This window comes from Halocatena marina, assembly GCF_023276375.1.
GTDB classification, from domain to species: domain Archaea; phylum Halobacteriota; class Halobacteria; order Halobacteriales; family Haloarculaceae; genus Halocatena; species Halocatena marina.
In genome coordinates, this window is the sequence record NZ_JALLPK010000001.1 from 3,783,731 (window position 1) to 3,797,291 (window position 13,561).

Consider the following 13,561-nt stretch of genomic DNA (forward strand, 5'->3'; position numbering starts at 1 on the left):
GTAGTGATCTCACGATCGTTCTCTACGACTGTTCTGCAGCTCCAAGATCGGTAGGTGCTACTCAACTTCCTCCTCTGATTGCTGCTGTTAGGTCCTGTTTACGAAGCCAATACCGCATTTATCGGCACTGAGACGCTCTCTCGTGGAACTGATACAGCGGAATACATTTCGTTCAGAGAACCGAAAACGATGCACTCATATTGCACTTCTAACTATATTGTTCCCATATCTCTTGTGTAATTATATCTGCGTATTGGTAGTACCGCTCGATTTCTGGTTCTCGAACGAAATATATAATTTCGATTGCATCAACTGATCGGTTCGTGTTCTGACTAGAATGTAGTACGTAAGACATCTAACGTCATTCAGAGAGAAGGAACGACCCCTGTCTTATGTGTTGTATACAAACATGATCTCAGTGTACGCAATCTGTTTGAACGAGAACCACTGCACGCGAATCCGACGAGGCCCTGAATTGGCGTATCACTTCAGTCTGTGCTACGGTGACACGTGTCTTACAGCGAGTCAAGCACGGATCCTAACACGTCCAACGCCTGTTTCATCTCATCAGTCTGCCCGCCGAGACTTATCCGGATACGTTCAGGAGCGTCGAAAAAGCGCCCTGGAATAACAAGGAGGTCTTGCTCCCACGCGGCTCGTGTGACCCGATCTCCGTCAGCGTGAGTGCAGGCGAGTGTGGCAAACGGGCATCCATCCGGTACAGTCCCAGTAAGGTCGGTGCGCGAATCGACGAATGATGAGAGGAGGTCGTGGTTTCGTTCGATGAGATCGCGTGATCGGTCAGTGAGTGTCTCCGCATTGAATAATGCCCGTCGACCGAGAGCACGGCTGGTGTCGGCTACGACAGGCGTATACCACGCGACGGAGGAGAGTCGGTCGACAAACGCGGCAGGGCCGATGACCCAGCCGATGCGGAGGCCACCGAGCCCGTGAAACTTCGTGAATGATCCTGTCACCACGGTGTTCGGAAGTCCTGCCGCCGTCACGCCCCCAAAGCCACGCTCTCCGCGCGATGTTGGGACGTATGGTGCGTACACTTCATCAACAAGACAGAATGCATCACTTTGACTCGCAATATCGGCTACTGCTGCCAGTGTCTCGCGGTCAGTCATCGTCCCCGATGGATTGTGTCGGTTCGTGAGGACAACGAGATCAACAGGACCGCTGTCTGCTGCGTCCGCGATGGTATCGGGATCGAGCTGTCCGTTCGTGTCGCGTGGGATGCGGTCGACTTCAGCACCAAGACCGATCGGCGTCTTCACAAGCGGTTCGTAGCCGGGCGTCTCGACGAGCACTCGGGAACTCAGATCCCGCTGTCGCTCGAACTGGAGTGCGGTTGCCATCACGAGCAGATTTGCGTGAGTGGCTCCTGCTGTGACGTGAATCTGGTCCGGGCGGACGGCGTACACATCAGCAAGCTGTTCTTCGAGTGTCGTCTCTGCTGGCGGATCTGGAAACCCATCGAGCGCCTCACGAGGTGAATCCTGAGGAACAGCGTGGAGATCGCTCGACCCGAGATCGTGCGCCGCGGCGTCTGGTCGTCCGGCGATCCATTCGAGATACGCTATCGGTTGGTTCATTCGCACGCCCATCCGCGATTCGTGTGGTTCAATCGCTCGTAGCCATCATCGGTCACAACAACGAGATCCTCGACCCGGACACCGAACTCACCGGGGATGTAAACCCCGGGTTCGACGCTGAATACCATCCCTGGTTCGAGCTCGCGGTCGTTGCCAGCAACAATGTATGGCTCCTCGTGAACCGCGAGACCGACACCGTGTCCAGTCCGGTGGATGAACTGCTCGCCGTAGCCCGCCGATTCGATAACAGACCGAGCAGCGCTATCAATTTCACTCGCCTCAATGCCGGGTTCGACGGTCTCCACGGCCGTCTCCAGTGCCTCTTGAACCAACTCGTGGACAGTCACGAACGTCGAGGACGGCTTGCCGTCGAACACCACAGTTCGCGTCTGGTCACTCGGGTATTCATTGGCTCGTGTCCCGAAATCGAGAACCACTGGATCGCCAGCTTCGATTTCGCGCTTGCCGTGACCGTGGTGTGGTTTTGCTCCATTCGGACCGCTTCCAACGATCGGTTCGAACGAGACCCCCGTCCCTCCCGCCGCCGTAAGACGCGTCTCGATCTCGGTAGCGAGTTCCGTCTCCGTCATTCCAACTGCACTGGAGCCAAGTTCCCGAATCGCCTCCATCGCTTGGTCTGCGATCGTCGCCGCCTCCCGTAGCGCGTCGAGTTCGGCACTATCTTTTCGGCATCGCTGTGGACCGAGTACCTCGCTTGCGAGTCCGAACGTCGCCGCCGGAAACACATCTCGGAGATCCTGCGTGAACTGCGCCCACATCGTGTCATCGACGAGAAGATGATTTTCGTCACCCGGTTCTCCAATCTCAAGCGACGACTCATCAACGACCGTTTCGAGAAGCGCGAGGGGGTCATCGTCGTCACTCCACGTCCGGACGTTAGTGACCCACGATTCGTCTCGAATGTGCTCGCCGTACATGTCTGGAACGACGAAGACTGGCTTGCCCGTCGCCGGAAGGAGAAAGAACAGGTGACGCTCGCTCGGCTCTTCGTCGAAGCCCGTCGTGTAGTAGAGGTTCTGACTCGGGAACAAGATAGCTGCTGATGCTCCGTGGTCCTGAAGCTGCTTCTGACAAGCGTTGGTTCGGCGCTCGAATGGCGTCATACTCCGTCTTTTGTTCATGACAACTAAGCCGTTCTGCCACCATCCCAGATCGATTCCTGATACGAAAAGCGCCATTCGATTCGCCAGTGAGACAGGTCCGGACTTCGAATTTACGACTGTTGTTATAAGCTGAGAAACCAATAGAATTGATAAAACTCTTTATTCTCCAGATCATTTTTTCAAGAATTGGTACCGACGATTATGGGAGATGATTTCAATCACGACGGTGAACACGGTGGGACAGACCAACCGCCGCGCTGGAGGAGGCAAACCATCCCTCTCGACACCATATTCCAACTCTTGAGCAATCAGCGTCGTCGGTACGCTCTCTACTGTCTGAATCGATTCCCAGGTAGCGCGATAGAAATTGATACTCTTGTACAGCACATCTCGGGGATGGAAACCGATTCCCAACCGGAATTGATTGATCTCGGGGCCGACACTGATGACGCTGAAACCCACCGTGATACGTACCATCACAAGCTTACTGTGGATCTCCTCCACAAACACCTCCCAAAACTCGAAACGGCTGGCGTTATCGACTATGACACACGGAGTGGTATGATTCGATACTGGGTTCACCCATCGCTGCAAGAATGGCTCGAACACGCAGAGTACAAAGAGTGCGAGCAGCGGTTAGGATCGTAACGTCGTCTCTTGATAGCAGTTCGAAGTAGCACAATTATCGAACTATGCTTGGTTACAGCACCGAACTGATCCGATCTACGATCTGTCGCTTTTCTGATTCGGTGATTTCGTGGTGCTGAAGCCGCTTTCGCAACGCATCGGTCACTTCGGGAGCATTCGAGACAATGTTATGTTGTTCTTTGCTGTCCTCAGTGAGGTTGTACAGCTCTTCGGTGTCGGGCGTGACGATATACTTCCATCCGTGGCCACGGACGGATTTGACCCGGTCAAACTCTGTTTTAGAGAGACAGAAGTCGCTCGTGTACTGTTCCGGAGTGAGAGCACTATCTGCACTATCGAAGACAATCTGTGGAAGTTGTGAGAGAGAGAGCTGTTCGGTCACAGTTTCGCTCGTATCGCATCCATAAACGACGAGTGGCACCCGAATGTTCTCTTCGTATAGCACTCGTTCGTGGCCGTAAGTGCCGTGTTCGCCGTGGGCTTCTCCGTGGTCGGCCATAACGATGAAAGTTGGATCGCCTTTGGGGCTGTCGTCGAGGAATCGGGCAAAAAACGCATCGACCGACCGAACAGTATCGCGGTAGGCGCGCCGTATCGACCGCCCAGCGTGCTCTGGGAGCGGATCGTCTGAATCCCGTCCGTGCCAGTATCGAGCCACGCTGTAGTACATCTCCAGCGCAGACGTTTCTTGCCGGTATCGACGCGGCGTGATGTACGGCTGGTGGCTGTCGAGCAGAAACACCCAGAGAAAATACGGCTCCGACAGTTCTGCCATCGCGGTCTGAATCTCTTCATACAGGCCGGTCCACTGAGCGAACCACTCTCGCTTTGTCTTCCAATTGAACGCGTTTTCGGCGTTCAGACGGCTCAATACGCCATCAACTCCGGCTACAAGTGACGATTCCGAGTATGCACGGTCATTCGCACTGCTCTCAACGAAGCGATCGAAGCCGCTGTCGAACCCCGTGTCGACGCTCGTCCACGGACTCGCTGTAACGCTCCCTGTCGAATATCCACACGCGGATAACCGATCGGCGATCGTCCCATATCGGGTAAGGTGTTCGGCCAATCGCGCCCGTCGAGCCACCCAGTCCTGCTCTGGACACTGTTCTCGGTACTGGTAGAACGCTCCAGTCGAGAACACCGGAGCGGACGAGGGAGTTCGCGGTCCTGGTGCAACCGCATTCAGAAAGCCGATGCCTTCGCTCGCCATCCGATCGAGCGTCGGCGTCAGATCCAGATCACGCTCGGGATCGACGAACCCACAGTGGTCTGCGCGTAAACAGTCCACCGTGACAAGAACGATGTTCTCACTCACGCTATTCGATACGTCACCCGCCATCTAAAAGAATGCAGCGTGAGTGCCTCGGGTCAGGTTGGTGGGGTAAAAGCATTAATGCAGTTTGTTGTTGGCGATCGGTCTGGGAAATCCCGCTGAAGCGCAAAGTGGGCCATTCTTTTCGGTCGGTCCATCTCTTTGGCCGTTGAGCAAGCGAATCACCGGGCTCACAAACCAACCGTCTACTCGGAAGGTAAGCCTGTCTGGATCGAGGCGCGTAAGCCGCCCGTCATCATCCCATTCCGTCGCAGAACAGAGTGTACTTCATATCACAGTCAGAGGGAACTAGAAAAGCCATGGGTCACCCGATCCGTGGTTGTCACATCAATCGAACGGGCATCATACGAGCACGATACCCACCACCCGCCGAACGAATACGTTACATCTGTATGGGAATGTTGTCACAGTACATGCGTTCGATCAAACGCGCTATCGGCCACGCTCTCTCCGATAGTAGAAGTGTGAAAGAACTCTACGGGGTGGGTATTGCTGGGTGGCTCGCTTACAGCACGCGCGTTCCATTTGGAACGAACATCTACGAGCGAGAGTGGGACGCCCTCATCGTTCTCGATGCCTGTCGTGTCGATACGCTGCAAGCTGTCGCCGACGAGTACGAGTTTCTCGACACTGTCGATAGCATTCGTTCGGTTGGAAGCACCTCGAAAGAGTGGATCCTGAAGACGTTCACGGATGATTATCGCGAGCAGATCAACGAAACAGCGTACCTCACCGCGAATTCGTGGGCTTCTGAGGCGCTGGCGGCTGATGCGAACCCACTGCTCTACCCCTCTGCGGGTGACACCGTCGTCTCGAAGCTCGGTGTGACTCGACTCCTCCGCGATTCCGGTATCACGGCGGATGATTTCTCCGATTTCCGTCCCCTCTGGAACGATCTAGCAGAGCGAAACCCGTACGGACCGACGCCGCTTCCGAGTGACGTTACTGACTATACGATCGCGTACTGTCGTGAGATGAACCCCCGTCGACTCGTCGTCCACTACATGCAACCGCACGATCCGCACCTCGCAAGCGCACTCGATCGGGGACACATCACAGAGGTCGAACAGCGTCCGTGGGACGCGCTTCGCGACGGTGCAGACGCCGATACCGTCCGGGAAAACTACACTGACAACCTTCGGCTCGTTCTGGATGAACTGTCGCGTCTCCTCCAAAATGCTACGTTCGAGACTGTCGCAATCACCGCTGACCACGGCGAACTCTTGGGCGAGATGGGCCTCTTCTCTCACGGTGCAGCCATTCCTCACCCAGCAGTGAAACGCGTCCCGTGGGTCACGTGCTCTGCAACCGACACCGAGACTGTCACACCAGAGATCGACACGACCGACGCGAGTGATACAAGCGAAGAAGACGTCATTGCCCACCTGAAACAGTTGGGATACATCTGAGGACTCGGTCTGTCGAATCTTTTCCGAGCGGACCGATCGATAGAAGCGGCCAATCGATTCGCTCAGGCGCTCTTCTCCGATTGGGTCCACACCAACAACCTCAGTCGAGCGGCACGACTTCGTCACCGGGCTGTATCGTTCCACCATCGACAATATCTGCTCTAAGCCCTCCGCGGTGGGTGAGTGCCCCGAGAACGCCGTCCGTAGTGATTCGCTGTAAGTGATCACACGGTTCACAGAGCCGGTCTCCACGACAGACGACGTCCCCAATTCGGAACCGATTCCCGACGAGGTGATTGAGCGCAACGTTACGGGTCTCGATATTCCGACGGTGTTCGCCGGGAGCGAGCTCGATTCCAGCCTCACGCTCGATTGCTTCGATGGCCTCTCGCTCGATGAGCGTCACGTCGTAGCCAGCAGGTCGTGTTTCGTCCGAATCCCACTTGACGAACGTCCCCGTTTCGATGTCGCTGAAATACCGGTCGCCACGAAGACCACTACTGGCAACGGCTTCGATTTTGTCAACGTCCTGCATCTCGGCTTCTCCTTCGGGTGCGATGAAAATTCGATCAGCTGTGCCTGTCCCGTTCATGGTACTAAATTTCACTCTCTGCACATATACATTTGTTAAGGATAGATGGATTGCAAACAAGTTGCGAACGAAGTGGCGTTCCGGTCTCTAATCGTTTGGAGACATTTTATTTGTATCCAAGCGCTTCGAGGCGGTCTTTGATCATTCGTCCAGGCATTTGTCCGCTGTTGCTGTTTTCACCTGCGGACCATTCTTCGTCGATAACAGCGAGCAGTTCCTCGACGTTCGCCTGATCCGCACGAGCGGGCGTCTCCCCAGGTGTTGCCGGATCGACGGTCGAGTGGAGGAGAACGTTGTCTTCCCGTGAATGGATGATTTTTTCTGTTCCTCGGTAGACTGCCTTTCGCTCTGTGCCGTGACGACAGGATTCGCAAACGACAGCGCGGTCGTCTGGAATCTCGTCTTGCCACGCCACGCCGGGAAACGGACCGTCGTGGCCGAACGCCCGGAGGATGGTGTTCGGAATGTCACGGAGGCTTGCCCAGCCGCCTGATGGAACAATTGAACCATGGTCAGGATGATGTGCTGCTGCCGGAACGCGGGCAAGCATGTCGTACGGCGTTCCGCCGTGGCCGACAGAATACGCCGGTCGAGAGTCGGAAAATTGCTTGTCTATCTCGTGGTGTTCCCAGTGGAGCTCGCCGTGATCGCCGGTGACGATGAGGAATGTGTCTTCGAGTATCTCATCGAGCAGGGGCGAAAGCTGTGCTTCAACGTGCGCGAGACACGCCCGATAGAGTTCGAGCCGGTTTTCGCGGTAGCGAAGACACGCTGGATCGTCTTCATCGTACGCATCCCAGTAGTCGTAGTTCCACGTCGAGAGTCCGTCGATCGTCGTATCGACCTGCTCTCCAAGGTATTCGCTCGGTGGATCGAGCGGTTCGTGGAGATCTGAGAAATGGAGGTACGCGAATGTTTTGTCTCGGTGTTGACGCCACGATCGGTATCGGTCAACGACGTGCTGTGCCCCCGTATTCGCCGAGGCGTGGTGTCGCTGATACCAACCACCGGCTGCGAGGAGTGGGATCGTAAAGTCCGAAGCGAAAAACGTCGAATATCCGCTTTGTTCGAGCGTGACTGGGAGGAGATCGACATCGGTCGCTTGCTCCGGAATAAGATACGTTCCGTCAGCACTTCTGACGTGGCTGCCGTGCTCGCTGGGATACAGCCCCGTGTGCATGCTGGTGACCGATGGAAACGTCCACGTGCCGGGTGTGATTGCGCTCCCGAACGAAAGCGGGAGATCTGGAGCACAATCGGGCCTGAGCGCATCGATAACGAGAACGAGGACGTGGTTGGGACCAGTTGCAGTAAGGTGGGGGGCGTCGAACGATCGACGTCGGTGTCCGAGATCGGCACGCTTTGCCTGATATGTCAAATACGCTGGCGCAAGAAGCGACCGAAGCAGCCGTATGCTCTCATTCACTCGTGTCATTCACACTCCTCTGTGCAAAGCCTGTCTGCATACAAATACCACCTGATGTTTGTTTATCCAACTGCGGTCGTCGAACGAGGTTCGCTCTCCCATCAGCGAACGCGAACTTAGACGCGCGTCAGAAGAGATCATCCACTGCTGCGTTGTGGACGATGAGGTCGTCGTGACGTAGTTCGCGGCAGTTCGTGTCATGATCGAAGTTCCTAAATGATTTAACCTTCCTGACCGTACGACGGCCAACAGTGACCGACTTACTTTCACTTTCCGGGCTCAAGACACAGTTCAACACTGACCGTGGTGTGGTGAAGGCAGTCGATGGAATTGACCTCACTATCCGCGAAGGCGAGACAGTCGGTCTCGTCGGGGAGAGTGGTTCGGGCAAGTCCGTTACTGCCCTCTCGACGATGGGTCTGATCGATGCACCAGGCGAAATCGCCGACGGTCAGGTCCTGTTCCACGATGCTGATCTCGTTAGTTACGTAGCACGGAAATATCCCGACCAGATCGTCACTGGCCGACATGACGGATTCATTTATATCAACGATGGCCAGATTGACATGTCGTCCATCCCCGATCGCATCAACGTGCCCAATCGCGCTGATGCGCTCGCAACGCTTGCTCGTGAGAACCCCAAGGACATCGTCCAAGATCCCAACGATACGGGCTTTCTCTACATCGATGAGGGATACGTCGACCTCACCGATGTGCCGGAACCGGTGTTGCGCGATGTCCGTGGCGGCGACATCGGCATGATCTTTCAGGACCCGATGACGTCGCTCAATCCCGCGCTCACTGTCGGTGAGCAGGTCGCAGAAAGCCTTGAGCTTCATCGGTATGGTGGCCGAAAGAAGGATACGTGGTTCAACGCCGTCAACGAAGCACTCTCTCGGGGCGGAATGAACGAAGATCTCCGCGAGGAGACCATCGATCTGCTCGCAGAGGTCGGGATCCCCGAACCGTCCCAGCGTGTTGATGAGTATCCCCACGAGTTCTCCGGCGGAATGCGCCAGCGCGTCCTTATCGCCATCGCACTGGCCTGTCGCCCGAAACTACTCATCGCTGACGAACCCACGACTGCTCTCGACGTGACAATTCAGGCTCAGATTCTCGATCTCATCACGGAGTTACAAGATGATCTCGGAATGTCTGTCCTGTTCATTACCCACGACCTCGGTGTCGTCGCGGAGACGTGTGACCGTGTCGGCGTCATGTACGCCGGTGAGATCGTCGAAGAAGGTCCCGTTGAAGAGATCTTTACGAACCCTTCCCATCCATACACATACACTCTTCTCGAATCGATTCCACACGAGGGAACCGATCGTCTCACTCCAATCGAAGGGAACGTTCCCGATCTCATCGACATGCCTGATGGGTGTAATTTCGCCCCCCGGTGTCCGTGGTCGAAGCCCGAGTGTACGGGGAACGACATACCGTTCCTCCAGCACGGGCCGGCCAACGTCGACCACAGAGCGAAATGCATACTTCCAGAATACGATATCAATCGATACCAACCCGATGGGATCAGTGCCACTTCCACCCACGAAATTTCGGACGACGAAGAGCCGCTTGTCTCTGTGAAGGGACTGGAAAAGCATTTCTCTCGAGCTGATGGAATCCTCGATGAGTACTTCGGTCAAGCAGGAACTGTCAAAGCGGTCGATGGTATCGATTTGGACATCTACGAAGGAGAAACGCTCGGTCTCGTCGGCGAATCCGGTTGTGGGAAGTCGACAACCGGTCGGTCGATCCTTAGACTGCTTGATCCGACAGACGGAACGGTTCTGTTCATGGGCGACGATCTCGGTGATTTGAACCGATCGGAACTCCGGAAGAAGCGCCGAGACATGCAGATGATCTTCCAGGATCCCTTGTCGAGTCTCGATCCGCGACAAACAATCGGTGATACGATTTCAGAGCCGCTGTCTATCCACGACAGACCCAAATTCGACGTCTCCGCGAACGTTTTCGGCGGAAAGGACGTCACACTGACCGGTAGCGAGTCGTTGCTCGGCAATCTGGTTGACCGGGACAGCAGTGATATCGCAGTGACAATTCGGGATGGAGAAATTGGCTCACTCGAAATTCGGACCGAGATTCTCTCCGAAGAGGATCTCGACATTCAAATTAATGAGACCCGCACCGACCTTACCCTCTCAGTCGAGATCCCCCACTCAAAGCGCGACATCCGACGGCGGCGTCTCACCGAACTCCTCAACGCGGTGGGACTCGATCCCAGCCAGCGTGACCGATATCCTCACGAACTGTCTGGCGGACAGCGCCAGCGTGTCGGTATAGCCCGGGCACTCGCGGTCGATCCTGATTTCATCGTCTGTGACGAGCCAGTGAGCGCGCTTGACGTCAGTGTACAGGCACAGATCATCAATCTCCTCGAAGATCTTCAGGAACAGTATGGACTGACGTATCTGTTTATCGCCCACGATCTATCCGTCGTTCGGCATATCTGCGATCGAATCGCAGTAATGTATCTCGGCGATGTCGTCGAAGTCGCTACCACCGATGAATTGTTCTCAGAACCAAAGCACCCCTACACACGGGCGCTTCTGTCGGCGATTCCCGTACCGGATCCGACACGCGATACGAACAGAATTCTTCTGGAGGGTGGCGTCCCTAGCCCAGTCGACCCACCGTCTGGCTGTGCATTCCGAACGCGCTGTCCGTCGATAGTTCCACCGGAGAATCTCGATATCGAGCAGGAGACGTACCGAGAGGTCATGCATTTCCGCCAGCGCGTTGAGGATCGATCACTCGATCTTGAAGCGATTCGAGAGGAAGGACTCATCGCCGATGGAGGAACTGGTCTCCCAGCGAGTACGTCACAAGATATGGGAAGCCAAACGAGACCGGCAGCGATCGTCGAGACCATCTTCGACAATCCGTTGACCGGCGAGGATCGCGTGACCATCGAGTGGGCTATCGAACTTATCGATTCGGGTAAGTGGGATGAGGCTATCGACGTGCTTCGCCAGCGCTTCGGTAGTGTCTGTGAACACCAGAATCCAGTTCTCCAGAAAGAGCCCCACCCTGCGGCGTGCCACCTCTACAATCAACCAGATCACAGCCAATAGTAATTTTTTGTTGTCCATTTCGGTAGACTTATATAGTGAGATTCATGTGTCTGGGTATGGAAGAGGATGGCGCTCATAGTAGGCGGACGTTTCTAAAAGTCGCAGGAAGCGCGGCCGCAGCAGTATCATTGGCCGGTTGTCTCGGTGGAGGGAACAACGGTGGCGGAGGCGGAGGAGGAGGGAACGATGGTCCCTCTGGCACGCTCGTTTACAGTCGAGGTGCCCCGTCCGCGACCCTCGACCCACAGAACTCCACGAGTGGTGAGGATGCGAAAGTCATAAACCAGATCTACAATCAACTCGTCCAGTTCAAGCCCGGTGATGTCAGTCTCGAAGCTGGACTGGCGAAGAAGTACGAACTCAGCGGAAAGACGGCAACTCTCACACTCCGCGAGGGTGTGAAGTTCCACAACGACGAAGAGTTCACCGCAGAAGACTTCAAAGCGACGTTCCGTCGCTTCACTGATCCGGAGTACGAGTACTATCCTGGTGATACGTACATCTCCGGATACGCAGCGATCACGCTTGGTAACTGGGTCGAGACGGTTAATGCCAAAGATAAATACAAACTAGAAATCCAGTTAAAGCAGAAGTTCGCGCCGTTCCTCCGGAACCTCGCGATGTTTGCTTCGGCTGTCCTCTCGAAGAAGGCAATTGAGGAAAAGAATAAGAAACTCAACAAGGAACCAGTCGGAACCGGTCCGTTCAAACTCGGACAGTACGAGAGCAACGGCGAACGGATTCAGCTCGAATACAACGACAACTACTGGGGGAAAGGACCAAAGGTCGAACAAGTTATCTTCTCGACCATTCCGGAGAACTCCACCCGAGCGGAAACGCTCATCGGCGGTGATGCGCATATCATCGACGGTCTCGGTACGACGGCTTCGCAGAAGGTTCAGAAGGCGGACGGTGTCAAGCTGAATGCATTCGAGGGGGTCAACACCGGCTACATGGCGTTCAACATGGAGCGGTTCAAACCATTCCGGAAAAAGAAGGTCCGACAGGCGATCAGCTACGCCATCAACACGAAGGTTATCGTCGAAAACATCTTCTCTGGGTTTGCAGTGCAGGCCAGCCAGCCGATCCCGTCGAATATGATGGGATACAACAAGGATCTCGATCCGTATCCCCACGACGTGGAGAAGGCGAAAACGCTGCTAAAGGAGGCGGGTCACGGGGACGGAATATCGTTCGAATTGGCGACATTCAAGAACCCACGTTCGTACAACCCCTCGCCGCTGCGCGCCGCACAACAGGTCAGATCTGACCTCTCCAACGTCGGTATCGAAATCGAGATCAATCAGATGTCGTTCGATCCATTCCTCAACTACACCGACAGTGGCAAGCACGATGCCTGCTTCCTCGGCTGGATGAGCGATAACGCCGACCCCGATAACTTCTACTACTCACTGCTGCACCCTGGCGTAGAGAGTCCTGCTGGACAAGACTGGGTAAGCTTCGACACGGAGGGTTACAACACTCTCAGCGTGAGTGGGTGGGCGAACAAAGAATACATGAAGACGGTCGAGGATGCACAGAAGATGTTGAAGGAGAGCGAACGGAAATCTCTCTACCAGAAAGCAGCTAAGATCGCACACGACGAGGCACCGTGGGTGTTCTTGGACCACGCGAAGGAACTTCGAGGCGTCTCAAATGCCGTCTCTGGATACGTTCCGTCGGCGATCGGTGGTCCATACCTCAACCTTGTCTCTGTAGGGGGTGAGTGACAAGCATACTCCTTGTCACACCTAGTCTTGTTGCTCTGTCTCTGAAAATTTTTCATATATATTTCAAGTTGATAAATATAGAGCTCACCACGAATAAACAGAGTAAAACTTTTATTTATGACAAAGATACCCTCCATCTCACTGAGTGCTTCGGCTGTTCAGTAACAGAGTTTTTGACCGACATCTTAGAGTGCCAAATCTCTCTCTCTTTCTCTTGACTTGATCTGAGCGATAGTTAGTACACAGCGGTATAACCACCTTTAGTGCCTAAGATAAGGATTGAAAATCAAGGAATGTATCAGCCCAGTCAGTAGCAAAGCTGATTTTCTGGGTAAACTGATCGAAGGTGTCTCGAACGAGAGCGCAGAATGCGTCCGCGCTTTAGAAAGAAATCGGCGAGATCTCCCACTTGAGCGATTTCCAGACCTGATCGATGGGGTTGAGATGGGACGAATACGGTGGCAGAAACGCGAGATCGATGCCAAGTTCTTCAGTACGCTCTCGTGTGTACGTACATGTGTGTGACGAGAATCTATTTTTTCGGGATCGGTCTCCAGCCAATCGCATTTCCTGTCAATTTTTTATAGTTAGTCCCTTAGC

The 13,561-nt window shown here is 54.9% G+C and carries 9 protein-coding genes and 1 pseudogene; 4 read left to right on the forward strand and 6 right to left on the reverse strand.

The features are described 5' to 3' along the window. Window positions 1-515: 515 nt before the first annotated feature. Both MW898_RS18010 and MW898_RS18015 read right to left on the reverse strand, forming a co-directional pair. Window positions 516-1,601 (reverse strand): pyridoxal phosphate-dependent aminotransferase, encoded by a 1,086-nt coding sequence (locus MW898_RS18010; protein ID WP_248909431.1) that lies wholly within the window; start codon window positions 1,599-1,601, stop codon window positions 516-518. Beyond that, on the reverse strand, window positions 1,598-2,725 hold the full coding sequence (locus MW898_RS18015) for a M24 family metallopeptidase (protein WP_248909433.1): 1,128 nt from the start codon (window positions 2,723-2,725) through the stop codon (window positions 1,598-1,600). The genes MW898_RS18010 and MW898_RS18015 overlap by 4 nt, the downstream gene beginning before the upstream one ends. Before the next feature lie 201 nt (window positions 2,726-2,926). Between MW898_RS18015 and MW898_RS26510 the strand changes: the two genes are divergently transcribed. Further along, entirely contained in the window at window positions 2,927-3,373 is a 447-nt protein-coding gene (locus MW898_RS26510; protein WP_390206249.1) for a DUF7344 domain-containing protein, read from the forward strand. A gap of 52 nt (window positions 3,374-3,425) precedes the next feature. Here the strand turns inward: MW898_RS26510 and MW898_RS18025 are convergent, their stop codons facing one another. Then, window positions 3,426-4,691 (reverse strand): sulfatase-like hydrolase/transferase, encoded by a 1,266-nt coding sequence (locus MW898_RS18025; protein WP_248909438.1) that lies wholly within the window; start codon window positions 4,689-4,691, stop codon window positions 3,426-3,428. A 410-nt stretch (window positions 4,692-5,101) separates the two neighbouring features. Here MW898_RS18025 and MW898_RS18030 point away from each other — a divergent pair, with 410 nt between their 5' ends. Then, window positions 5,102-6,118, forward strand: coding sequence for an alkaline phosphatase family protein (locus tag MW898_RS18030; RefSeq protein ID WP_248909439.1), 1,017 nt, complete (start codon window positions 5,102-5,104; stop codon window positions 6,116-6,118). Between the two features lie 100 nt (window positions 6,119-6,218). On the opposite strand, the gene MW898_RS18035 is transcribed toward MW898_RS18030, so the two are convergent. Then, window positions 6,219-6,710, reverse strand: a complete 492-nt coding sequence (locus MW898_RS18035) for an MOSC domain-containing protein (RefSeq protein ID WP_248909442.1) — start codon at window positions 6,708-6,710, stop codon at window positions 6,219-6,221. A 106-nt stretch (window positions 6,711-6,816) separates the two neighbouring features. Next, entirely contained in the window at window positions 6,817-8,145 is a 1,329-nt protein-coding gene (locus MW898_RS18040) for a sulfatase-like hydrolase/transferase (RefSeq protein WP_248909444.1), read from the reverse strand. 242 nt (window positions 8,146-8,387) lie between these two features. On the opposite strand from MW898_RS18040, the gene MW898_RS25695 reads away from it, so the two are divergent. Beyond that, a complete protein-coding gene (locus MW898_RS25695; RefSeq protein ID WP_278000624.1) occupies window positions 8,388-11,231 on the forward strand; it encodes an ABC transporter ATP-binding protein in 2,844 nt (947 codons plus the stop codon). Window positions 11,232-11,287: 56 nt separating this feature from the next. Further along, a complete protein-coding gene (locus tag MW898_RS18060; protein WP_248909446.1) occupies window positions 11,288-12,961 on the forward strand; it encodes an ABC transporter substrate-binding protein in 1,674 nt (557 codons plus the stop codon). 267 nt (window positions 12,962-13,228) lie between these two features. Here MW898_RS18060 and MW898_RS26220 read toward each other — a convergent pair. Further along, window positions 13,229-13,486: pseudogene (locus MW898_RS26220) on the reverse strand (transposase); the annotation flags it as partial. Window positions 13,487-13,561 lie beyond the last annotated feature (75 nt).

Excerpts from the sequence above, each read along its gene's own strand:
- MW898_RS18010 (WP_248909431.1), bottom strand. The coding sequence starts at position 1,601 with ATGAACCAACCGATAGCGTATCTCGAATGGATCGCCGGACGACCAGAC.
- MW898_RS18015 (WP_248909433.1), bottom strand. The coding sequence starts at position 2,725 with ATGACGCCATTCGAGCGCCGAACCAACGCTTGTCAGAAGCAGCTTCAG.
- MW898_RS26510 (WP_390206249.1), top strand. The coding sequence starts at position 2,927 with ATGGGAGATGATTTCAATCACGACGGTGAACACGGTGGGACAGACCAA.
- MW898_RS18030 (WP_248909439.1), top strand. The coding sequence starts at position 5,102 with ATGGGAATGTTGTCACAGTACATGCGTTCGATCAAACGCGCTATCGGC.
- MW898_RS18035 (WP_248909442.1), bottom strand. The coding sequence starts at position 6,710 with ATGAACGGGACAGGCACAGCTGATCGAATTTTCATCGCACCCGAAGGA.
- MW898_RS18040 (WP_248909444.1), bottom strand. The coding sequence starts at position 8,145 with ATGACACGAGTGAATGAGAGCATACGGCTGCTTCGGTCGCTTCTTGCG.
- MW898_RS18060 (WP_248909446.1), top strand. The coding sequence starts at position 11,288 with ATGGAAGAGGATGGCGCTCATAGTAGGCGGACGTTTCTAAAAGTCGCA.